Raw genomic sequence first — 22170 nt, forward strand, 5'->3', positions numbered from 1 at the left:
AGCCTCTCCGCTGCACAGAACTCCGCTCACTGCCGGAGTTTCACCGTGGGCGGAGTTCCCGCGCTTGTCGGACCGCGCCCGGCAATGATGGCCACGTAGCAACGGCGGGTTGAGGTTCGCGGGGCTCTGGCCCGGCGAACCGTGGCCCTTTGCCGGAATGCGCATCGGCATTTCACGAGTTAACGTGTAATCCTGTAAGCAAAGGAGTGCACGTGATGGCGGATCCCCTTGACGCCTACTCGCGCGTCGTCTCTTCCGTGGCGGCCGAGTTGCTGCCGAAAGTGGCCAGCGTGCGGGCGGGCCGGGGCAGCGGGTCCGCGGTGGTGTTCACCGCCGACGGGTTCCTGCTGACCAACGCGCACGTGGTCGGATCCTCCCGGGACGGTACCGTCGCGTTCGCCGACGGGACTTCGGGGGACTTCATCGTGGTCGGGCGGGACCCGCTGTCGGATCTGGCGGTGATCAGGGCGCAGACGGCCACCCCCGAGCCCGCCACGCTGGGTGACAGTGACGAGCTGGTCGTCGGCCAGCTCGTGGTGGCCGTGGGCAACCCGCTCGGGCTGGCCGGGTCGGTGACGGCCGGGGTGGTGTCGGGGCTGGGGCGGTCGTTGCCGGCGCGCAGCGGCTCGGCCGTACGGCTCATCGAGGACGTGATCCAGACCGACGCCGCGCTCAACCCGGGTAACTCGGGCGGCGCGCTGGCCGACTCTCAGGCGCGGGTGGTCGGGATCAACACGGCGGTTGCCGGGGTGGGCGTGGGGCTCGCCGTGCCGATGAACAGCACGACCCGCGCCATCATCGCCGCGCTGATCAGGGACGGGCGGGTCAGGCGGGCGTTCCTTGGTCTGGTCACCTCGCCCGCGCCGCTGCCCGAGCCGTTGCGGCGGCGTACCGGGCAGGCGGGAGCGCTGCGCGTGGTGGAGGTGGTGCCGGGCTCGCCCGCTCACCAGGCCGGGCTACGCGCCGGCGACCTGGTGCTGAGCGCGGGCCGCAGCCCGGTGGGCGACGCGCAGAGCCTGCAGCGGCTGATGTTCGCCGACGCGATCGGGCAGCCTCTGCCGATCACCGTCTACCGGAACGGCGCACTCGTCGATGTCATCGCCGAGCCGGTGGAGCTCACGGGGTCCGGCGTCTGAACGCGTGGACCATTTCACTGGTGTTGAGGTCTCGCTGCCGGAGCCGGTGGACCGGGTGAACCCGGGCGTGCGTTCAGGAGCCGGGTAGGTCATGGGTGCTGGCGTCCCAACCCGGTGGACCCCCACCCGGTGGACCCCACCCGGTGGACCTGAACCGGTGGACCTGAACCGGTGACCGGAGCCGGGTGCGCAGCGGGCACCGCGTCCCCGGCAGAACCACACCGTCGTCATTGCCATACCGGCAACGCTTCTCAGTGCCGTGCTCACCGTGTGGGAGGCGACTGCTGCTCGACCAGTCTGGGACTCGCGCATCCGGCTCACCGCGTGGCCGTGGAAGGCCGTAGGCGCCAGCCGTACGGCATGTGAGCAGCCGTCGCGCCGGCGCCGTCCGGTAGTCCTGTTGATCGCCTGGCTCGTGCTTTGAGGGCGATCGATCATGCGGCAGGTTTCACGAGTCGGACCGCACTCCGTTCGCCGTGGCCCGCACCGGGTAGATCCGTCGCTCGACCCGGCCTGCCCAGTAGGGGCGCATCGGCGTCGTGGTCTCCTTGTGGATCGGGGCGTCCTCCCAGGCCAGGAAATGCTCCTTGCTCTCCCACTCGCTGAGCAGGATGTACCCTCCGGGCCGGCTGCCGTCCAGAAGCAGTTCGTCGCGAATGTGTCCCGGCGTGCCCGCCACCTTGTTGGCGACCTCGGAGTACGCCTGCTCGAAGGCCAGCTCGTCGCCTTCCTTGACGGTCGCGAAAACCATCACCCGTGTGGTCATGTCTAACTTCCTCTCCAGGGCTCCACGTGATGGACGATCTCGTACACGCACATCTCGGCCGACTCCCGGAGATCGCGCAGGGGAGCGGTGAGTGCGTCCTGTTCGGGGCTGCGCTCGAACGCGCGGAAAGCCTCCACACTGATCCAGTCGCTGGTGATGACGAAGGAGGAGGGCTCGGTGTCGCGCAGCAGCGCCTGGCCCAGGTTGCCGGGGTTGTAGCTGGTGGCCAGGGCCACCTTCCACCAAGCCTTTTCGAAGGCACGCTCTTTGCCGGGCTTCACCCGCATCCGCAGGTGGGCTCTGATCATCAGATTCCTCCGTCGACGTGCAGCGTCGCTCCTGTGACGTACCGAGCAGCCCTGCTGAGCAGGAAAAGCACGGGGCCGGACTGCTCGGCGGGCTCGCCGATCCGGCCCAGCGCGATCATCGCTGTGTAGCGGTCCTTGGCCGCCTGCGGGACGCCGGCCATCTGGTCGGTGTCGACCAGCCCGGGTGCGACGGCGTTCACCCGGATCCCGCGCTGCCCGAGCTCCTTGCACATCGACCGGGTGAGCCCGGCGACACCCGCCTTGGCCGCCGTGTAGTGGATCCGTGCGGCCATGCCGCGGAAGGCCACGGCGGAGGTGACGTTGACGATCGAGGCGTCCGGGCCGAGCCTGGTCAGCGCCGCCTGCACCACGAGGTACATCGCGGTGAGGTTGACGTCCAGGATGCGCCGCCACTCGTCGAGCTCCAGGGTTTCGATGGTCCGGTGGCTGACGACGCCCGCGTTGTTGACGATGCCGTCGATCACGCCGAAGCGCTCGTACGCGCGATCGACCAGGACGCCCACCTCACCGGGCTTGCTGACGTCGGCCCGGACCAGCTGGTAGTCGGCGCCGAGGTCGGCGAGGGTCTTGTCCAGCGTGGCGACGGCCTCCGATCGTGACGTGTAGCAGGCGGTCACCTTCGCTCCTGCGTGCGCGAGAGCGAGCACGACGGCACGGCCGATGCCACGCGATCCGCCGGTCACGAGAACGTGCCTGCCCGTCAGGTCGAATTCGGTGCTCATGGCATCCCCTTCAGAGAGAGAACGGCGGCGGCGTTGAACCCGCCCGTACCGCGCGCCACCACGAGAGCAGTCGTCAGGTCCGGGGCGGGTCTCGCGGCGGTCACCAGGTCCAGGTCCTCGTTGTGGGCCAGGTTGACCGACGGCGGTATGACCTTGTGGGCGAGTGCGAGCGCCGCCCAGGCCAGGTCGAGCGGTGCTGCGCCGGAGTACAGCCGCCCTGTCATGGTCTTGGGAACGGTCACCGGCACCCGCCGCCCGCCGAACACCTCCAAGATCGCGGCCGTCTCCAACCGGTCCAGCTCGGGATCTCCCGCGCCGTCGGCGAAGACCACCCCCACCTCGTCGGGCATGCAGTCCGCGCGCTCCAGCGCCTCCCGCATCGCGCGCGCCAACTGCCGGTGACCGGGGGAAGCGTCGGTGACGTGGAAACCGTCGTGGGTCGAGGCCGTTCCGGTGATCTCGGCGTAGATCCGCGGGGCACCTCGCCGTACGGCATGCTCTCGTTCTTCGGCGATCAGCAACGCACCTCCCTCGCCCGGCACGTAGCCCGTCGCATCGGGAGCGAACGGCCGGTAGGCGGTGGCTGGATCGTCGTCGCAGCTGAGCGTCGCCTGGCTCGCCTGGCAGGCGAGCGCGTACGGCGAAAGCGGCGCCTCGGTGCCTCCCACGACGACCACGTCGAGGCCCCGGCGGATTTGACGGCAGGCGGAGCTGACAGCGTCGATGCCTCCCGCCGCGTCCGCCACCAGCACCCCGCAGGCACCCTTGAGCTGGTGTTTGATGGAGACCTGGCCGCTGCTCGCCGCGTAGAACCAGCCGATCGACTGGTAGGCGCTCACCCGCCGGGGCCCGTGACGCCAGAGCGCCTGGATCTCCCGCTGTCCGAAGGCGTTTCCGCCGGATGCGCTGGCAGTGATCACCGACAGCCGGTACGGGTCCTCCTCCGCCGGATCGAGTCCTGCATCCGCTAGTGCGAGCTCGGTAGCCGCCAGAGCCATCCAGCTCCATCGGTCTGTCTGTACGGAGAGTCGTCCCTCGACGAACTCCGCCTCCTCGAAATCATCAACCTGGCCCGCGAGCCGCACGGGCAGCTTGGACGCGTCGAAGGAGGAGATCGTGGAGACACGGCAGGCGCCGCCCAGGCTGCTCTCCCAGTGCTTGGCGACGCCCACGCCCGTGGGTGCGACGACGCCGAGCCCGGTGATGACGACACGACGCTCCATCAGGCCGCCGCCGCGAGCCGGGAGAACACCATGGCGGACTGGAACCCGCCGAATCCACTTCCCGCCGACAGTACGTGGTCGGCCCTGACCTCGCGCGCCTCGAGCGGCGTGTAGTCCAGGTCGCATTCCGGGTCCGGCGTGTGCAGGTTGGCGGTGGGCGGCACGATTCCCCGGTCGATCACCAGGGCGCAGGCGGCCATCTCGATCGAGCCGATGGCGCCGAGCGAGTGCCCCACCACCGACTTGATCGAGCTGATGGGAACGTTCCTGGCGGCCTCTCCCATGGCCCGCTTGTAGGCGGCCGTCTCGTGCCGGTCGTTCTGCTTGGTGCCCGAGCCGTGCGCGCTGATGTATCCGACGTCCTCGGGATTCACCTTGGCCTGGTCCAGGGCGTCGGCGACCGCCAGGCCGAGTTCGAGGCCGTCGGGCCGCAGGCCCGTCATGTGGAAGCCGTTGGCTCGGGCGGCGTACCCGGTGATCTCGCAGTAGACCTTGGCCCCCCTCGATCTGGCGTGCTCCAGCTCCTCGATGACGAAGACTGCGGCGCCCTCGCCGAGGACGAATCCCTTCCTGTCGTTGTCGAAGGGTCTGGATGCCTGCTCAGGCGAGCCGTTCTCCGGCGTTGTCGCCCTGATGGCGTCGAAGCAGGCGACGGTGATCGGTGAGATGGGGGCGTCGGAAGCCCCCGCGATCATGACGTCGGCCTCGCCGTCCTGGATGAGGGCGAGAGCGTGTCCGATCGAGTCGATGCCCGAGGTGCAGCCGGTGGAGATCACCGCGGCCGGGCCGTGCAGGCCGTATCGGACCGCCAGTTCCGTGGCCGCGCTGGACGGCACCAGCGCCTGGTAGAGGAACGGCTGGGCGTGCCGGTGGTCCACCACCCAGTCGAGCCCGTGGTCGCTGGCGACGACGTACTCGTCCTCGAGCGTGATCGTGGCGCCCACGGCCGATCCGAGGGACACGCCGACCCTCTCCGGGCTGGTGACCATCAGGTCCGGCCCCGATTCCGTCATCGCCTCCTCGGCGCACGCCACCGCCATCTGGACGAAGCGGTCCATCCGCCGGACGTCACGGGGTGTCAGCCCGTACCTGCTCGGTTCGAAGTCCACCTCGGCGGCGATCTGAGAGCGGAACGGGGTCGGGTCGAAGGCGCTGATCCGCCGGATGGCCGGCTTGCCGTCGATGATGCGGTGCCAGAACTCCTCGCGGGACGGTCCGCCTGGTGCCACCACGCCGATGCCTGTGACGACGGCCCGCCTCATGACGCCTCCTCGGTGTCCACATGGCCGAGCTCCGGGCGTGGCGCGAGGGGGCTGAGGTAGAAGACCGCCAGCGCGTCACCGTCGCCGGTGTTGACCAGCCGGTGGCGTACGTTGCGGGGGATGAGCAACGCCTGCTCCTGCCCGACGGACACGGGCTCGCCATCGAGGTCCACTCGCAGGGCGCCGGAGGCGACGAACAGGTACTCCTCGGAGTAAGGGTGGTAGTGCTCGGAGACCCGCTCGCCCGGTGCCAGCCGTACAGCCCCGCAGAATCCCGAGGAGGAGCCGACCGTCGCCGGCGACAGCACGGTACGCAGGTCCCCGCCACGGCGGCGGTTGGACGGGACGTCGAAGAAACCGACGACGGCCCGGCGGCGCTTCTCCACCTTCTCCTTGATCAGGTTCATCTGGATCGTGGTGTTGGCGTTGATTCGTTCGGTCATGCCCGCGGTGTCCAGCGGGGCGTCGGGCCTCATCTCGAAGTCCTGCACCCAGCGCATCCGGGTGACGTCAGGCTCCAGCTCCTCAAAGGTCCAGGTGATGTTCATGAACTCGAAGGCGCCCTTCTCGACACGCCGGGACCTGACCGTCCAGGTACTGGTCTCCCAGGTGCGGGTGGAGACCCACGACCACACTCGGTCCTGCTCGTCGGGGTGCATGGTGAGCCTGAACGTGACCGAGTTCTCGCTCTCCTCGAGGATCTCGGCCTTGGCGTATTCCGAGAACAGGTCCGGCCAGCTGCGGACGTCGTTGGTCTGAGCGAACACGTACCCGATGGGGGCGGCGATGTCGATGAAGTTGTCGGTGTGCCCGATCATGTTCGGCCTTTCAGGATTGAGCGGTGGTAAGCCGCGCATTGACCATGCGCATGAGGTCTTCGGGCGTGTTGTCGGCGGTGAGATCCGCCTCCACGTCCACGTCGTGGTCGTCCTGGATACGGGTGGCGATCTCCATCCGCGCCAGCGAGTCGAGCCCCAGTTCCTCGAACGATCGGCTGAGCTCGCTCTCGCTCAGGCTCTGGTCCAGGCCGACCGCCGCGAGCAGCTTGCGGAGGTCGTGGTCGGTGAATCTCTCTGCCATGTTCGGATTCCTCTCGGTCAGGGCTGCTCACCCATCAACTCGTCGACGAAGCGGGTCGTGTGCTCGCCCTTGTGGAAGGCGGGGTGTGAGATGAGCCTGCGCAGAAGGGGGATCGTGGTCGCAACGCCCGGCCCTTCGACGGCGAACTCGCCGAGGCCTCGCAGCGCTCGTTGGATCGCCTCTTCACGGGTCGGCGCCCACACGATCAGCTTGGCGACGAGCGAGTCGTAGTTCGGCGGTATGGCGTCGCCTTGGGCGAAGCCGGAATCGATCCGCGTTCCCGGGCCTCCTGGCGGCCGGAACAGCTCCAGCCGCCCCGGCGTGGGCCGGAAGCCCGCGGACGGATCCTCGGCGTTGATCCGGCACTCGATGGCGGCGCCCGATATGTGGACGTCCGATTGCCCGTAGCCGAGGGGCTGGCCCGCCGCCACCCGAATCTGCTCCTTAACCAGGTCCAGGCCGGTCACCATCTCGGTAACAGGATGCTCCACCTGGATACGGCCGTTGATCTCCATGAACGTGATGCGGCCTTCCGGGTCCACCAGGAACTCCATCGTCCCCGCGCCGCTGTAGCCGAGCGCACGGGCGCCCGCGACGGCGTACTCCCCGAGCTTGCTGCGCAGCCGTGCCGGCAGGCGGGGCGAAGGCGCCTCTTCCACCAGCTTCTGGTTTCGGCGTTGCAGGGAGCAGTCGCGTTCTCCCAGATGGACGGCGCTGCCGTGCTCATCGCAGAGCAGTTGCACTTCGACGTGGCGGGCTCCGGTGACATAGCGCTCCAGGTAGACCTCGCCGTTGCCGAAGACCTGCCGAGCCAGGGCGGTGGTCCGGCGAAACACCTCCTTGAGCTCCCCGCGTTCGCGGGCCAGTTCGATCCCCCTGCCGCCACCTCCGGCGACCGCCTTGACGACCACCGGGTACCCGATTCGCTCCGCGATCTCCTCGGCGTCTGCGAGCGTGGGCACGCTGCCGTCGGTTCCGGGAAGCACCGGCAGCCCCGCGGAGGCCATCAGCGAGCGAACCCGCGCCTTGTCACCGACGCACTCCATCACTTCCGGGCGCGGGCCGATGAAGGTGATCCCGTTCTCCGCGCACACCTGCGCGAAGTCGGGATCCTCCGACAGGAAGCCGTAGCCGGGATGGATGGCCTCGGCCCCGCTGCGCAGGGCCGCCTCCACGACGTTCGGGACATAGAGATAGCTGCTGCGAGCGGGTGGCGGGCCTATGTGGATCGCCTCGTCGGCATACTTGACGACCTGTGAGTCGCGGTCCGCCGTCGAGTAGACGGCCGCGGTGGCGATGCCCATCTCCCGGCAGGTCCTGGCGATCCGCAGGGCGATCTCGCCGCGGTTCGCGATAAGGACCTTGCTGAACGGCGGGCTCACGGCTCGTCCTTCCGGATCCGAACGAGGGCCTGGCCGAACTCGACGGGTTCCGCGTTGCCGATCAGCACCTCGACCACCTCGCCGACCCACTCTGAGGTCACCGGGTTCATCAGCTTCATCGCCTCGACGATGCCGACCGTCTGTCCCGGCTCCACCCTGTCGCCCTTGTGGACGAAGCGCGGCGCGCCGGGTTCCGGCGCCAGGTAGAAGGTGCCGACCACAGGTGCCACGACCTCTTTGATCAGCGCATCCGGCGGCTCTTCTACCAGGGGCGGCGGTGGCGCGCTCTCCTGGACGGCGGGGGCCGGCGTCTGGTGCGCCCAGGTGACCTCCAGCGCGCATTCCCCTGCTCGCACCGACACGCTGGCCATGGGGCCAGGTACCGTCATGACCAGGCGGCTCACTTCCTCCCTGAGCAGCCGCAGCGCTTCACTGTTCGACGGCTCACCCATCGCTGACGGCCCCCATGACGCGGAAGCGGCGGTAGCGATGGGTGCGTAGCTCGTCTCCGTCGAGGTCGCGCAGCTCCGCCAGCGCCGCCAGGATCGAGGTCTTGAGGCTGGCCGCCGCTTCGGCAGGCGAGGCCTGCGCTCCACTGTCGGGCTCACGGATCATGGCGTCGATGACGCCCAACCGCAGCAGTTCCGGTGCGGTGATCCGGAGTGCTTCGGCCATCTCGGCCCCGTGTGAAGGGTCGCCGTGCAGGATCGTGGAGCAGCTCTCTGGGCTGATGACGGAGTAGCAGGCGTTCTCCATCATGAACACGGTGTTGGCCACGCCCAGCGCCAGCGCGCCACCGCTGCCGCCCTCGCCGGTGACCGTGGCCACCACCGGAACGGTCAACCGCGACATGCCGGCGATGCACTCGGCGATGGCCCAGGCCTGGCCGCGTTCCTCCGCTCCGATGCCGGGGGCCGCCCCCTGCGTGTCGATCAGGGTGACGATGGGCAGGCCCAGAGTCTCGGCCAGGCGCATCAGCCGAAGCGCCTTCCGGTAGCCCTCCGGGTGGGCCATGCCGAAGTTGCGCGCCACGAGTTCCTTGGTGTCATGGCCCTTCTGGTGGCCGATGATCATCACACTGACGCCGTCGAGTGAGGCGATGCCACCCACGATCGCGGGATCGTCACCGAAGGTCCGATCGCCGTGCAACTCGACGAAATCGGTGCACATCTGCCAGACATAGTCGAGGGTCGTGGGCCGGTTGACGTCGCGGGCCAGCCGTACCGTCTCCCACGCGCTACGTTCCGAACCAACGCTGCCGGGATCACGCACCAGGGACGCGGGCGATCCCGCTTCGGGCCTGCGGGCTCCCGCATGCAGTCCGAGCAGGCGCGTCAGCAGCGGCCGGATACCTTCGCGTGGCTCGACGCGGTCCAGCATGCCCTGGCTCATCAAGTATTCGGCGGTCTGGAATCCGTCGGGCAGGCTCTGCCGGGTGGCGGCCGCGATGACTCTCGGTCCGGCGAACCCGATCAGGCTGCCTCGCTCGGCTATCAGCACGTCCGCGAGCGTGGCGAATGAGGCAGTGACGCCGCCGAAAGTCGGATCGGTCAGGACGCATATGGTCAGGACCCCGCTCGCGCGCAGCCGCTCCAGCGCCTGCGCGGTCTTGGCCATCTGCATGAGGGACAGGACCCCCTCCTGCATGCGCGCGCCGCCTGACGCGGTGACAATGACGAGCGGCCGCCGCCGGGTCTCGGCCTCCTCGGCGGCTCTGACCACCGTCTCGCCTACCGCCGAGCCCATGCTTCCGCCGAGAAAGGCGAAGTCCATGACGGCTACGACTGCCGGCTTGCCGCCGATGGCTGCCGTGCCGTAGAGCATCGCGTCCGTCAGTCCGGTACGGCTGCGCGCCTTCACGAGCCGCTCGGGGTAGGGCCGGGAATCGGCGAAGGCGAGCGGATCCAGGCTGCCCACCTGCGGGCCGGGGTGGAATGAACCCGCGTCGACCAGGAGACGCAGCCGCTCCTCCGCGCCGATGCGGTGGTTGTGCCCACATTCAGGGCAGACGTGGCTGCTCCTGACAAGCCTCGGCACATAGATCGTGGTTCCGCAGCTACCGCAGATCGTCCACTTCTCCAACTGCGCGGCCGGGGTCTCGATGATGGTCACGACTCTCCCCCGGTCCACTCGTAGAAGCCCCGCGCCAACGCGTCAGCCGGGCTGCGCCATGTGGCCGGATCGAACGGCGAGATGAATGCGTCGAGGTCCCGGCTGAGCTGCTTGAAGTCGTCGCGATCGCGCGCCTTGGCCAGCGCTTCCTGCGGCGGTCCGGCGAACTCGGCATGGTGGAAGTAGAGGTCCTGATATTGGAAGAGCTGGCGACGGGTCACGCCGAGCACCCGTGGCAGTTCGGTCTCGTCGGAGGCGCCGAACAGCCTGGCCACCTCCTCCGCGGTGCCCGGCTTGATACGAGCAACGATGAGAATCCGGTTGGTCACAGGGCTCTCCTTTCGGATCACCCCCACGCTAGGAATCCCGGCTCGCCGCGTCGCCCGCCGCCGACATGAAGTGTGTTCTCCCCCGGGCTGCTGTCGGCTCCACCGGGCAGCGGACCTCCGCGCTGTCGGCCGGTGGAAGACCGCGGCCTCGCTGAGCCGTACCGTCCGGTCCGACAGCATGCGGAAGGAGAGCCGGCCCGTGACCAGCCAGCACATGGCAACCGACCAAGACACCCTGCTCGCCGGCCAGATCATCCTGATCGCGGAAGGCGGCGACCTCGATCAGGGCATCGCGCTCCAGGCCGCACATCTGGCGGCTACGGCCGGATGTCCGCTGACCGTGGCCCTTCTCGTCATCCCTCCCTGGTCCCTCGCATTCGAACCCGTCGCGGCGTACCTCTTCGATGACGGCGAGGCGGAGCTCAGCGCGCTGACGCTGCTCACCAGGGCGCTCGAATCCGTTCCCGTGCAGTGGCGGCTCAATATCGTGACGGGTGCGCCCACGCGCACGATCGCCCAGTTGGGCAGCGAACACCAGACCCTGTTCCTGGCGGCGGATGGGCGGCGTCGGTGGGGCATGCTACGCCGCCCGGCTCGGATCGCCAGATCAGCCGCCCGCAGGAACGGCTTTGGCGTGGTGTTGCTCTGACTCCGCCTCATTCGGGGTTGTTCCCGGTGGCGGAGCCCACCTGGTAGGGGGTCGTGTAGCCCTCGTACATCAGATGCATCGTCATGCCTTGCGCGGCGTGTTCCAGGTTGTGGCAGTGGTCCATCCACAGGCCGGGGTTGTCCGCGCGGAAGGCCACCTCGTATCTCTCGCCCGGTGAGACCTGCAGGGTGTCCGTCCACCACGGGCTGCCGGTCGACGGCGTGCCGTTGCGTGACAGGACGAGCATGTGGTGGCCGTGCAGGTGCATCGGATGCTGGCTGAAGCTGCGATTGAGGAAGGTCACCTTGACCAGGTCCCCCTTGCGGACCACGAGGCTCGGCACGCTGGGGAAGACGGTTCCGTTGATGGTCCGCTTCAACATGATCTGCCCGTCGTAGAACCCGAACCCCTGGCTCAGCAGCATCGTGAACTGGCGATCAAAGTGGCTGGCGGCTCCGAAGGGCGTCTTGGTGGGAGTCCCGTAGCCGGTCGGGTCCAGAGTCGGCCCGGGGGTGATGGGACGCACTTCTCCTGCGCCATCGGGTGACAGTAGGACCGCTGGGCTGCCGTTTCCGTTCTCGTCTTCCGTGATGGTCAGCTGGACCGGCCCGTTGGGCATCGTGAACGTGAGATCGTAGCGACCGCCCCCGGCCACGAACAGGCTCTTCCCGGTGATGTCAGACGGCCCGGACAGGTCAGTCCCGTCGATTGCGGACACCCGGAACGGCGTGCCGGACAGGGCGTAGCCGCGTGCCTCGTTGTCGGCGTTGATCAGCCGCAGTCGCACCTGCGTGCCCGGTGCGACTGCCTTGCGGCTGACGCGAGACGACGGAGTGGCCCCGCCCAGGGAAAAGGCGGTGGTCCTGGCATCGCCGACCGGGTACGCGTGCGCGACGGCAGCGACGTCGACTCCTGCCGCGGGCTTGTCCGCGGGGTCGATCACCAGCGCACCGAACAGGCCGCGCTTGACGTGGGAGTCCGACTGCTGATGCGAGTGGTACCAGAACGTGCCGACCTGCTGGGGAACGAACCGGTACACGTATTTCTGGCCTGGGGCGACGGAGTTCTGAGTGAGCCCCGCGACCCCGTCCTCGGCGTTGGGCACGTCGAGACCGTGCCAGTGCAGGGTGACGCCATCGGCGATGTCCTTGTTGATCAGCGTGACCTCCACCAGCTCACCCTGCTTGAACCGCAACTCGGGGCCGGGCAGCGTGCCGTTGAACGTCCAGGCGTTCACGGTCTCGCCGGAAGGGAGCTTGACCTTGGCCGTCTCCGCGGTGAGGGTGACGCGCCGGTCCGGTTCGCCGCCCTGCGGTCCGGTCAGGGTGCTGATGTCGATCTCGGGGTCGGCGGTGTGCCGGATCCCCATGGCGGCATGGGCCGCCATCTCGGACCGGCCACCGTAGTCGAGGTTGTCGTGGTCCATCATGCTCGCCCGTTCGGGCAGCCTGCTGGTGGCCCAGGCGGCGGCCGTACCGGATGCGACGAGCAGCACGATCGCCGACACGATGACGGCGGTACGGCTGCCGCGGCGTGGCTGGCCCGCGAAGCGGCGCTCCCACCAGCGCGCCAGGACACCGCCGGCTAGCAGCACGACCGCCATGACCTCGACCGTGATCAAGTACGGCGGGGCCTGCGGAACAAACGTGGCATAGGCATGCAGCACCGCCGCCAGAACAGCGGTCCGCAGCCGCCAGCGCGCGACCCCCGTCCACGGTGGCGCCAGCAGCACCGCAGCGACCAGCGGGGGGAGCGCGACCATCACGACATCTGCCGCTGCTCCCCAGTTGATCGACCATAGATAGCCGGCGGAGCCAATGCGGATCAGAGCGAGAGCAGAAGCTGCGACGAGGGCACCTCGGACCAGCCGCGACGAGCGAGCCCTCGCGGCGACGACATAGGCCACGATCAGCGCCGCGCCGACTGCGTATCCCACGATGAGCATGATTTCCATGACTCGTCACTGTGCGGCCCGGCGTGAGTAATCGTCGTCAGGTGAGAGGCTGATTTTCGCCGCGTGGGTCACCCCGCAGAGGTAGTGCCCTCTACTCCAGGGGGTAGGCGGACGCCACTCCGCTGGTCTGATGTGCCGGGCGGTAGCGCCGATCTAGGGTGGGCGTCATGGCCACGTATACCCGCTGGACCGTAATCGACGTCCTGCTCGGCGCGGCCGTGGCGGTGTGGGCGGTTGTCATCGCCTGGACCTCCCAGGGAACTCGTCCCGTGGATGTCGGCGCCTTCGGCCTGATCGCCATGGCGTCTTTCGCTGTCGTGGTGCGCCGTCGACACCCGCTGCCGGCCCTGCTCGCCACTGACGCGGCCACACTCGGCTGGCTGCTCGCCGGCTATCCGGGCCGAGCCATGACCGTGGCCGCCTTGATCGCCTGCTTCACGGTGGCCGCAGAGCGTGGCTGGCGCTGGGGGTTCATAGCAGCGGCGCTGAATTCGGTCACTGCCATCGTGGCGCTGGTCCTGACCGTACCTACCGGTTCACGGGAAGAGCCTGTCATCAACGCAGTGGCGGTGACGGTGGCGGCCGTCGCCCTGGGCACCGCGGTCTACTGGTACGGCCAGCAGCAGGTGGCCACTCGCGAGAAGCTCGCCCGCGAGGCGCGGGCCCGGGAACAGGAGGCTCTCCGCATCGCGGCCGAGGAGCGCGTACGCATCGCGCGCGAGGTCCACGACGTATGCGCCCACGCGATGGCGGCGATCAGCGTGCAGGCGGGCGTCGCGCTCCACGTGATCGAGCGGCAGCCTGGCCAGGCCGTCCAGGCCCTGACAGCGATCAAGAAACTCAGCGACGAGGGGCTGACGGAGGTCCGAGCCATCCTCGGCACCTTGCGACGCGAAGGCGGGCCCGTCCCGGTCACCAGCGGCCTGCAAAGCCTGGACACCCTGCTCGACACTGCGCACGCGGCGGGCCTGCGTACCGAGTTGACCATCTCGGGCGATGCCCGCCCTCTGCCCCAGGCGGTCGACCTGACCGCCTACCGGATCATCCAGGAGTCGTTGACCAACGTCCGGCGCCACGCCAGAGCCACGTCCGTCGCCATCTCGATCAGCTACGAGCCCCGCCGACTGAGTCTCGAAATCCTCGACGACGGCAAGGGCGGTGCACCGCATGTGAACGGGGCCGGCCACGGCATCAGGGGGATGCGCGAGCGGGTGGCGGCGCTCCACGGCGAGTTCAGCGCCGCTCCACGCCCCAGCGGCGGCTTCGAGGTACGCTGCGTCCTTCCTCTTCCGGAGCAGGTATGACATCCGAGCGCATCCGTGTCCTCATCGTCGACGACCAGGCACTGGTCCGTGGTGGATTCCGCGTCCTGGTCGACAGCGCCGACGACATGACCGTCGTCGGCGAGGCCGGCGATGGGGGAGAAGCAGTCGAGCTCGCTCGCCAGACGCACCCCGATGTCATCCTCATGGATGTCCAGATGCCGGGGATGGACGGGCTGGAGGCCACCCGGCAGATCGTCACGGATCCAGCACTGACCGGCGCCCACGTGTTGATCCTCACCACCTTCGACCTCGACGAGTATGTCGTGGAAGCACTCGACCTCGGCGCCAGCGGCTTCCTGCTGAAGAACACCGACCCACCACAACTCCTGCACGGCATTCGCGTCGTCGCGGGGGGCGAGGCGCTCCTCTCCCCCGGGCTCACCCGCCGCCTCATCGCCCAACTCGCCCGCCGCCCCGGACCTCCTCAACCCTCCACCCGCATCTTCGACCAGCTCACCGAGCGTGAACGCGAAATCGTCATCCTCGTAGCCGAAGGCATGAGCAACATCGAGATCGCAGAACAACTCTTCATCGGCGAGGCAACGGTCAAGACCCACGTCAGCCACGCCTTGACCAAGCTGGGCGCGCGCGACAGAGCACAGCTGGTCTCCCTTGCCTTTCGCCACGGCCTCGCCACGCCACCGTGATGCGAGGCTTCCTGGAAACCCAGCGTTAACAGAATTGCTGTTGCGGATTCGACGAGATGGCAGTTAACGTCCAAATCGATAGAGAAGGGACTTATCGGACTGGTTTTTCGCCTGCCTTGACCACGCACTACCCCGGGGGAGTTCAGTGGGCGGCTTGATCCTCTTTGATTCTCGCTGGTGGGATGAGCTCAACCTGGTCGTCGCGATCGGGGTGGGCGCGTCCGGCATCATGATCTGGCGTCGGTTCCGGCCTCCGACGTCCGAGCAGAGTCCCGAGGACCTCGAGCGGCATCGCATCGCCAGCCACCTTCAGCATGTCGTCCGGCACAGACTTCGGGCGATTGAGCGGGACGCCCGCAAGCTTCCGCTGATGGGACCGCAGGCGCAGGCCGCGTCGTGGGCGATCGACGAAACCGTTCAGGACACTCTGCGAGAAGTAGAGGAGATGATCAGGCGGTTGCGGGGATGCGACGAGGAGAGATCAGCCTCTGCGCTACCTCTGTCCACGCGCATCATCGAACTCGGCAGACGGATGCCACGCGTCCAGCTGAGCGTATGCCTGCTCAACAGTGAGAACGAACTACGCGTGCCACCCCTGCTCCGGGAGGTGGGGACGCGCATCGTTCAAGAGAGCCTGACGAACGCGCTCAAATACGGAAATCACGCTCCCGTCCACCTGTCGATCCGGTTCGACGAGGAGCTCTTCATCACGGTGACCAACGAGGTTCTCCCCGATGGGCAGGTACGCCATACGGACACCGTCCAGTCGAGCGGCGGCTGGGGGCTCCGCGGGCTCCGCGAGTTGACGGTGGGTCTGGGCGGTTCCCTGACCTACGGGCCGACCAGTTCCGGAGGGTTCGAGGTCCACGCCCGTTTCCCGCTGCCGGGTTCAGAGCAGCATTCCGGCACCGACCGTGGCGTTGGTGGCTTCATCGATGAGAACGAATCCGCCTGTCAGCCGATTCCGGTGGTAGGGGTCCCAATACAGCGGCTTCGCCATGCGCAGCCGGATCCTTCCGATGTCGTTTAGCGCCAGTTCGGTGACGCCTTCGTCCCGGCTGAGGGTGTTCACATCCAGCCGGTAGTAGAGATTCCGGATCTCGGCACGTGCCGTCTGAGTCGTGTGCTTGACGAGGTAGCGGCTCTGTTCGGTCAGAGGCCAATCGGCCGTCATGCAACAGATCATGGCATCCACATCCTGCGCCGCCTGCGGCTGGTTGTTGGGCCGGGCGATCATGTCGCCGCGCGAGATGTCGAGGTCGTCCTCGAAGCGCAGCGTCACCGACATGGGTGGGAACGCCTCCTCGACCGGCCCGTCGAAGGTGTCGATCGAGGCGATGCGCGTCGTGAGCCCGGACGGCAGGTGCACCACCTCGTCGCCGGGCTTCAGCACGCCACCGGCCACCTGGCCGGCGTAGCCGCGGTAGTCGTGGAAGGCCTGCTCGGTGGCCCGCTGCGGGCGGATCACGTACTGGACGGGGAAACGCACGTCGACCAGGTTGCGGTCGGAGGCGATGTGGACGTTCTCCAGGTGGTGCAGGAGCGACGTGCCGAGGTACCAGGGCATGTTCTCGGAGCGCGAGACCACGTTGTCGCCGTTGAGCGCGGAGATCGGGATGAAGGTGAGGTCGGTGACGTTCAGCTTGGACGCGAACGCCGTGAACTCCTCCCTGATCTCCTCGAACCGCTCCTGCGAGTAGTCCACCAGGTCCATCTTGTTGACGGCCAGCACCAGGTGCGGCACCCGCAGCAGCGTGGTCAGGAACGCGTGCCGCCGCGACTGCTCCAGCACGCCCTTGCGCGCGTCGATGAGAATGATCGCCAGGTCGGCCGTGGAGGCGCCGGTGACCATGTTCCTGGTGTACTGGATGTGGCCGGGCGTGTCGGCGATGATGAACTTCCGCTTGGGCGTGGCGAAGTAGCGGTACGCCACGTCGATCGTGATGCCCTGCTCCCGTTCGGCCCGCAGTCCGTCGGTGAGCAACGACAGGTCGGTGTATTCGGTGCCCCGGTCGCGCGAGGTCCGTTCGACCGCCTCCAACTGGTCCTCGAAGATCGCCTTGGAGTCGAAGAGCAACCGTCCGATGAGGGTGGACTTGCCGTCGTCGACGCTTCCCGCAGTGGCAAAGCGAAGAATGTCCATTAGAAGTAGCCCTTGAAATAGACACAGCCGGTCCTCCATGGACCGCAACTGGTACGGACGGTCAGCATCAGAAGTAGCCCTCCCTTTTCCGGTCCTCCATAGCGGCCTCGGACGAGCGGTCGTCGGCCCTGGTGGCCCCACGCTCGGTGATCCGGGTGGCCGCGATCTCCTCGATGATCTCCTCGACCGTGGCGGCCGTGGACTGCACGGCGCCCGTGCAGGTCATGTCGCCCACGGTGCGGTAGCGCACCACGGCCTCGAACAGCGGCTCGTCGTCGCCACGCTTCACGACGTCGGAGTCGGGCAGCAGCATGCCGTCGCGCTCGAACACCTTGCGGGTGTGGGCGAAGTAGATGGAGGGGATCTCGATGCCCTCGCGCCTGATGTAGTCCCAGACGTCGAGCTCGGTCCAGTTGGAAAGCGGGAAGACGCGGATGTGCTCGCCCTTGCGGATGCGCGAGTTGTAGAGGTTCCACAGCTCGGGGCGCTGGTTCTTCGGGTCCCACTGGCCGAAGTCGTCGCGGAAGGAGAAGACCCGCTCCTTGGCGCGGGCCTTCTCCTCGTCGCGGCGTGCGCCGCCGAACACGCTGTCGAACTCGTGCTCCTCGATCGCGTCGAGCAGCGTGGTGGTCTGCAGGCGGTTGCGCGAGGCGCGCCGCCCGGTCTCCTCGACCACGCGTCCGGCGTCGATGGAGTCCTGAACGCTGGCCACGATCAGCCGCGCGCCCAGCTCGGCGGAGCGGCGGTCGCGGAACTCGATGACCTCGTCGAAGTTGTGACCGGTGTCGACGTGCATGAGCGGGAACGGGATGGCCGCGGGCCAGAACGCCTTCTCCGCGATGCGGAGCATGACGATCGAGTCTTTGCCCCCGGAGAAGAGCAGACAGGGACGCTCGAACTCGGCCGCCACTTCGCGCATGATGTGAATGGCTTCGGCCTCGAGGACATCAAGTTGGGTGAATACGTGCTCGCTCTGCTGCATCGCGCCCTTCCTCGTTGACTCCTTTTCTCCTGGCTATCAGCGCTGTCTACCGCCCCGAGGACGTCCGCTCCTCCACACGGCGGACCACCGTTCGGTACGGCCGGCGGAAGACATGATCACGATCTCCGCGCGACAGTGAGACCGTTGGCGAACGCATGCTTACCGAGGAGAGGAGAAGGCTGTGTCTCACAGCGACACGTTGCCCGGCATCTCTACGGATCCGCCCCGTTCCACGGCCCAACGCAAGAGCGACGTCCTTGCGTTGCTGGAGGAGGAGCGCCACGTGTGGGTCTCGACGGCCGGCCCTGACGGACCCCACCTCGTCCCCCTTGCGTACATCTGGGATGGCACCTGGTTGGTGATGGCGACCCAGAGCAAGAACCGGACTGTCAGGAACCTCCTGCACTCCCCACGAGCCCGGCTCGCGCTGGGTGCCGCCACGGATGTCGTGCTCCTCGACGGGGAGATCGAGATCGTGGAACCGGGCGACGCCCAGGCTCGCGACCTCGGCGCCGGGCTCCCGCTCGACCCAGCCCGTGGCGCGGGGCGAGTGTGGCTGGTCTTCATCCCTAGCCGGATCATGACCTGGCGGCACCGGGGTGAGATCGCCGGGCGGACCGTCATGGCCGACAGTCAGTGGCTTGCCTGAGAGAGGGTCCTCATGATCGAGATGCTGTTGCCTGTGGCTCTGCTCACGAGCGGGCTGGCCGCTGGTGTGCTTCTGGGCGGGGAACTCGGGGTGATTCCGTTCTTCATGTCACTGCCCGCAGATCGTTACGTGCACGCCCACTCTTTCGTGGTCGGCAGGTACGACCCGTTCCAGCCGATCTGTCTGCTCACTACTGGCGTCATCGACGCGCTGATCGCAGTTTTCACGCCGTCCGCGCTGGCGAAGGCCGTCTTCGCCGCGGGCGTGGTGGTGGTGCTGAGTGTGGTGTTCGTGTCCCGAACGCACACCGCACCCATGGGGCGCTGGCTCAAGACCCTTGATCCCGAGGCGCTTCCCCAAGATTGGGAAGCCGGCAAGTTTCGCGCCCGTTGGGCCCGCTGGAACCGGCGTCGTGCGGCGCTCGCCGTCCTCGCCCTGGTTGTCAATGTCGTCGGAGCGGGTGTCCTCCTGTGAGACCGCCTCCCGCCTTGCGTAATCGGGTGTTCCGCACCTGGCTGGGGAGCCTGTTCATCGCCGGAGTCGGCACGTGGATGCAGCGCGTTGCGCAGGACTGGCTGGTGCTGGAGCTGACCGGCCGCTCAGGCGCCGCACTCGGCCTGGTGACCGGGTTGCAGTTCCTGCCCATCCTGCTGCTCGGACCCGTAGCGGGTGTGCTCGCCGACCGGTACCAGAAGAGGCTGCTGCTGATCGCGTCGCAGCTCGTCGTCGGGCTCTGCGGGCTGGCCCTCGGTCTCACCGTGCTCGCCGGCGCTGCCCAGTTGTGGCACGTGTACGCCGTGGCGGTGGTGCTCGGAATGGCCAACGCGGTGTTCCAGCCGACCGTTCAGGCATTCGTGGCGGAGCTCGTCGATCGCGAGCAGGTGCCCAGCGCCATCGGCCTCAGCGGCGGGTCCATCCACGTCGCCAGGCTGATCGGTCCGGCTGCTGCTGGGCTGCTCATCGTCGTGGGAGGCACGGGCCCGGTCTTCCTCGTCACCACGGCTACTGCCGTGCCGGTTGTCATCGCCCTGCTTCGGCTGCGCCCCGCGGTGACCCCGTCGGAGTCCCGCGGCGGCCGCGCGATGTTCGTGAACGGCATCAAGTATGCCCTGGGGCATCGGGAGATCCGGTTGATCCTCGGAATCATGGTCTTCATCGGCACGTTCGCGGCCAACACCCAGGTGACGAGCGCGCTGATCGCCACGACCGTGTTCGGGAAAGGCGCCGGAGAGTACGGGATCCTGGGGTCTCTGGCGGCGGTCGGCTCGGTGCTCGGTGCCGTCCTGGCCGCCCGGCGCGTCAGCGTCTCACGCCGTTTCGTCATCCGCGCCGCTGTCGCGTTCAGCTGCTGCGTGATCGTGTCAGGCCTGATGCCCACCTTCGGCTCGTTCGCGGCCGTACTTGCGCTGGTCGGCGTCACGCAGCTCACCTTCATCACGGCCGCGAACTCGTTCATGCAGCTTGAGGTAGAGCCCGAGATGCGCGGACGCATGATGGCGCTGTTCATGATGCTGCTGACGGGCAGCACCCCGATCGGCGCCCCCGTCCTGGGACTGCTCGCGGACCGGTTCGGCGCCCGGTCGGCCCTCATCATCTTCGGCGCCGTGGCCTTGCTCGGCACCCTCTTCGTCACCGGTCTGCTCGGACGTCGACCGACCACGCGTGCCGCCGATGTTCCCGAACCCTCGGTTCCCGGCGGCCAGAGAGGCTAGATCGCTGATGTGAAATTTTGGTGATCGGCCGCGGGCGTGACGAAGGGCGTCCATTGTCGGTGTGTGAAGACTGACTTAGACGCCCTTCTGACCGCACTCTATGTGCATCTGGACGATCACGTGATGCCTTCGCGGGGACGGCCTCGCGGACGGGGCCGGCCGCCGGTGCTGACCCCGGCCGAGGCGGTGGTCGTGGCAGTGGCGCAGGTGCTGCTGCGGTGTGATGACGAACGCCGCTGGATGCGGATGGCGGCCAGCCGGATCGGGCACCTGTTCCCCAGGCTGCCGTCCCAGTCGCAGTACAACCGGCAACTGCGTGATCTGGGGCCGGCCATGTCGGCGGCGGCGTTGTGGCTGGCCCGCCAGGTCCCGACCTGGCACGAGCCTTTGCGGCTGATGGACGGCACCCCGATCCGCTGCGGCGCCTCGCGAGTGACGGTCAACAGATCACACCTGGGTGAGATCGCCGGATACGGCATGGACAAGTCCCACCACGCCTTCTACTGGGGCGCCAAGCTGATGCTGATCACTACCGCTGATGGCGCGGTGACCGGCTTCAGCCTGGCCCACCCCAAAGAGCTCGATGAACGCAAGCAGGCCCTGCACCTGCTGCACGTCCACCAGATAGCCGACGGGCCATGCCCGATCGTGTGCGACAAGGGATTCGCCGGAGCCGGCATCGAGAAGGCCGCCGCCGATCTGGGTCATCTCCTGATCCGGCCGACCCGCGAAGACGAGCCTGCACGCGCCCTGCCCTTTCCCGGCTGGCTGCGCCAGCGCATCGAGGCGATCATCTGGACACTGAAGAACCAGCTCGGCCTCGAACGCCACAACGCCCGCCACCCCGACGGCCTCTGGGCCCGTATCAGCCAGCGCATCCTCGCCCTCAACGCCGCAATCTGGCACAACTGGAACACCGACGCACCCGTGAAACGGTCCCTGACCGCCTACGACCACTAACCCAAATTCACATCAGCGATCTAGCGGTAGTTCGTTGCTTGAGCAGGCGCACGTAGAGGCCGACCGTGCTGGAGCTGCCGCGATAACCTTGGGCTTGGAGTTCCCGGACAACTGTAGGGCGTTGCGGCAGCCCTCGGCGACGCGCTGTGCCAGGCAGGGCTTGTAGTTGTCGAGCTTGCTGGCGCGGTGGGTGACGGTGGCTAAGAGTTCGTCGAGGCCGGCGGCGCGGGCGTAGCGGCGCACGGCGTACTAGTCCAAATTCAGGTCCCGGCTGATGCCCTTCAATGATCGCCCCTTCGACAGCAGGTCCTGCACCGCGCTGTAGCGTTCGATGGTGCGGGCCACCAGCTGGCGGTCACGTCCGCGGACGTCGAGATGGCGGTCCGGGAGAGCGGCGGGCTGGGCCGCAGGGTCGTGAGGCTGCTCGACAGCCGGATCGGCGTAGGCGATCTTGATGCAGGCATGGTGGGCACCGACGGTCTTCTCCACGGCCTCGGCGAGGTTGCGCGAGATATGCCACCGATCAGCTATTTGCTGGGCCTGCGACGCCCCGGTGCGAGCGGCCTCGGCGTAGCCGCGCGCCCGATCCCGGCACACGATCTGGATCTCGGGATGGCCGGCCAGCCAGGCGGCCACCGGCCCGGACTCCCGCCCCTGCAGCACCTCGATCGGGCGCCTGCTCTCCAGATCGACGACGATGGTCGCGCACCGATCCCGCCGGCGCAGCGCGAGATCAGCGACAGAGCCCGTCCAGGCGTACCTGGCTCTGCACCGGTACCTGTACGCCGACAGCGGGGCTCAGCAGAGC

The 22170-nt window shown here is 67.9% G+C and carries 22 protein-coding genes and 2 pseudogenes; 9 read left to right on the forward strand and 15 right to left on the reverse strand.

What is annotated here, in order from left to right:
* Positions 1 to 215 precede the first annotated feature (215 nt).
* Complete coding sequence (locus ACQPWU_RS34250) at positions 216 to 1136, forward strand: S1C family serine protease (RefSeq protein ID WP_433429227.1); 921 nt, start codon at positions 216 to 218, stop codon at positions 1134 to 1136.
* Positions 1137 to 1584: 448 nt separating this feature from the next.
* On the opposite strand, the gene ACQPWU_RS34255 is transcribed toward ACQPWU_RS34250, so the two are convergent.
* Genes ACQPWU_RS34255 through ACQPWU_RS34305 form a run of 11 tightly spaced genes read right to left on the reverse strand, consistent with a single transcriptional unit; the run spans position 1585 to position 10341 of the window.
* On the reverse strand, positions 1585 to 1902 hold the full coding sequence (locus tag ACQPWU_RS34255) for an antibiotic biosynthesis monooxygenase family protein (RefSeq protein ID WP_433429230.1): 318 nt from the start codon (positions 1900 to 1902) through the stop codon (positions 1585 to 1587).
* Positions 1903 to 1904: 2 nt separating this feature from the next.
* Positions 1905 to 2210, reverse strand: a complete 306-nt coding sequence (locus tag ACQPWU_RS34260) for an antibiotic biosynthesis monooxygenase family protein (RefSeq protein ID WP_433429232.1) — start codon at positions 2208 to 2210, stop codon at positions 1905 to 1907.
* On the reverse strand, positions 2210 to 2953 hold the full coding sequence (locus tag ACQPWU_RS34265) for an SDR family NAD(P)-dependent oxidoreductase (RefSeq protein ID WP_433429235.1): 744 nt from the start codon (positions 2951 to 2953) through the stop codon (positions 2210 to 2212). Before ACQPWU_RS34265 ends, ACQPWU_RS34260 begins: the two co-directional genes overlap by 1 nt.
* Positions 2950 to 4176: a beta-ketoacyl synthase N-terminal-like domain-containing protein gene (locus ACQPWU_RS34270; protein WP_433429237.1), complete on the reverse strand. Its 1227-nt coding sequence runs from the start codon at positions 4174 to 4176 to the stop codon at positions 2950 to 2952. Before ACQPWU_RS34270 ends, ACQPWU_RS34265 begins: the two co-directional genes overlap by 4 nt.
* Positions 4176 to 5438: a beta-ketoacyl-[acyl-carrier-protein] synthase family protein gene (locus ACQPWU_RS34275; RefSeq protein WP_433429239.1), complete on the reverse strand. Its 1263-nt coding sequence runs from the start codon at positions 5436 to 5438 to the stop codon at positions 4176 to 4178. The genes ACQPWU_RS34270 and ACQPWU_RS34275 overlap by 1 nt, the downstream gene beginning before the upstream one ends.
* Complete coding sequence (locus tag ACQPWU_RS34280; protein ID WP_433429241.1) at positions 5435 to 6256, reverse strand: cupin domain-containing protein; 822 nt, start codon at positions 6254 to 6256, stop codon at positions 5435 to 5437. The genes ACQPWU_RS34275 and ACQPWU_RS34280 overlap by 4 nt, the downstream gene beginning before the upstream one ends.
* A 10-nt stretch (positions 6257 to 6266) precedes the next feature.
* Positions 6267 to 6518, reverse strand: a complete 252-nt coding sequence (locus tag ACQPWU_RS34285; protein WP_433429243.1) for a phosphopantetheine-binding protein — start codon at positions 6516 to 6518, stop codon at positions 6267 to 6269.
* Positions 6519 to 6535: 17 nt separating this feature from the next.
* Positions 6536 to 7900, reverse strand: coding sequence for an acetyl-CoA carboxylase biotin carboxylase subunit (locus ACQPWU_RS34290; RefSeq protein WP_433429245.1), 1365 nt, complete (start codon positions 7898 to 7900; stop codon positions 6536 to 6538).
* On the reverse strand, positions 7897 to 8352 hold the full coding sequence (locus ACQPWU_RS34295; protein WP_433429247.1) for an acetyl-CoA carboxylase biotin carboxyl carrier protein: 456 nt from the start codon (positions 8350 to 8352) through the stop codon (positions 7897 to 7899). The genes ACQPWU_RS34290 and ACQPWU_RS34295 overlap by 4 nt, the downstream gene beginning before the upstream one ends.
* A complete protein-coding gene (locus ACQPWU_RS34300; RefSeq protein ID WP_433429250.1) occupies positions 8345 to 10012 on the reverse strand; it encodes an acetyl-CoA carboxylase carboxyltransferase subunit alpha in 1668 nt (555 codons plus the stop codon). The genes ACQPWU_RS34295 and ACQPWU_RS34300 overlap by 8 nt, the downstream gene beginning before the upstream one ends.
* Complete coding sequence (locus tag ACQPWU_RS34305; protein WP_433429251.1) at positions 10009 to 10341, reverse strand: TcmI family type II polyketide cyclase; 333 nt, start codon at positions 10339 to 10341, stop codon at positions 10009 to 10011. The genes ACQPWU_RS34300 and ACQPWU_RS34305 overlap by 4 nt, the downstream gene beginning before the upstream one ends.
* Positions 10342 to 10540: 199 nt before the next feature.
* Between ACQPWU_RS34305 and ACQPWU_RS34310 the strand changes: the two genes are divergently transcribed.
* Positions 10541 to 10990 (forward strand): hypothetical protein, encoded by a 450-nt coding sequence (locus tag ACQPWU_RS34310; RefSeq protein ID WP_433429254.1) that lies wholly within the window; start codon positions 10541 to 10543, stop codon positions 10988 to 10990.
* A gap of 7 nt (positions 10991 to 10997) precedes the next feature.
* Here the strand turns inward: ACQPWU_RS34310 and ACQPWU_RS34315 are convergent, their stop codons facing one another.
* Positions 10998 to 12944 (reverse strand): multicopper oxidase family protein, encoded by a 1947-nt coding sequence (locus ACQPWU_RS34315; protein WP_433429256.1) that lies wholly within the window; start codon positions 12942 to 12944, stop codon positions 10998 to 11000.
* 167 nt (positions 12945 to 13111) lie between these two features.
* On the opposite strand from ACQPWU_RS34315, the gene ACQPWU_RS34320 reads away from it, so the two are divergent.
* The 3 genes and pseudogenes from ACQPWU_RS34320 to ACQPWU_RS34330 all read left to right on the forward strand — a co-directional run.
* Positions 13112 to 14248 (forward strand): sensor histidine kinase, encoded by a 1137-nt coding sequence (locus ACQPWU_RS34320; RefSeq protein ID WP_433429259.1) that lies wholly within the window; start codon positions 13112 to 13114, stop codon positions 14246 to 14248.
* Entirely contained in the window at positions 14245 to 14916 is a 672-nt protein-coding gene (locus ACQPWU_RS34325; RefSeq protein WP_433429262.1) for a response regulator, read from the forward strand. The genes ACQPWU_RS34320 and ACQPWU_RS34325 overlap by 4 nt, the downstream gene beginning before the upstream one ends.
* Positions 14917 to 15448: 532 nt before the next feature.
* Positions 15449 to 15790, forward strand: a pseudogene (locus tag ACQPWU_RS34330) (sensor histidine kinase); the annotation flags it as partial.
* Positions 15791 to 15805: 15 nt separating this feature from the next.
* Here the strand turns inward: ACQPWU_RS34330 and cysN are convergent.
* Positions 15806 to 17059 (reverse strand): sulfate adenylyltransferase subunit CysN, encoded by a 1254-nt coding sequence (gene cysN, locus ACQPWU_RS34335; RefSeq protein ID WP_433445351.1) that lies wholly within the window; start codon positions 17057 to 17059, stop codon positions 15806 to 15808.
* A 67-nt stretch (positions 17060 to 17126) separates the two neighbouring features.
* Positions 17127 to 18050: pseudogene (gene cysD / locus ACQPWU_RS34340) on the reverse strand (sulfate adenylyltransferase subunit CysD); the annotation flags it as partial.
* 172 nt (positions 18051 to 18222) lie between these two features.
* On the opposite strand from cysD, the gene ACQPWU_RS34345 reads away from it, so the two are divergent.
* The 4 genes from ACQPWU_RS34345 (at position 18223) to ACQPWU_RS34360 (ending at position 21362) form a co-directional block, all read left to right on the forward strand.
* Positions 18223 to 18690, forward strand: a complete 468-nt coding sequence (locus ACQPWU_RS34345; protein WP_433429264.1) for a pyridoxamine 5'-phosphate oxidase family protein — start codon at positions 18223 to 18225, stop codon at positions 18688 to 18690.
* Between the two features lie 12 nt (positions 18691 to 18702).
* Positions 18703 to 19164 (forward strand): anthrone oxygenase family protein, encoded by a 462-nt coding sequence (locus ACQPWU_RS34350; protein WP_433429267.1) that lies wholly within the window; start codon positions 18703 to 18705, stop codon positions 19162 to 19164.
* Positions 19161 to 20402, forward strand: a complete 1242-nt coding sequence (locus ACQPWU_RS34355) for an MFS transporter (protein ID WP_433429270.1) — start codon at positions 19161 to 19163, stop codon at positions 20400 to 20402. Before ACQPWU_RS34350 ends, ACQPWU_RS34355 begins: the two co-directional genes overlap by 4 nt.
* A 63-nt stretch (positions 20403 to 20465) precedes the next feature.
* Positions 20466 to 21362, forward strand: a complete 897-nt coding sequence (locus ACQPWU_RS34360; RefSeq protein ID WP_433429273.1) for a transposase — start codon at positions 20466 to 20468, stop codon at positions 21360 to 21362.
* A 249-nt stretch (positions 21363 to 21611) separates the two neighbouring features.
* Here the strand turns inward: ACQPWU_RS34360 and ACQPWU_RS34365 are convergent, their stop codons facing one another.
* On the reverse strand, positions 21612 to 22154 hold the full coding sequence (locus tag ACQPWU_RS34365; protein WP_433445352.1) for a transposase: 543 nt from the start codon (positions 22152 to 22154) through the stop codon (positions 21612 to 21614).
* Between the last annotated feature and the right edge of the window lie 16 nt (positions 22155 to 22170).

The sequence above is a fragment of the Nonomuraea sp. CA-141351 genome, from assembly GCF_050944675.1.
Lineage (GTDB): Bacteria > Actinomycetota > Actinomycetes > Streptosporangiales > Streptosporangiaceae > Nonomuraea.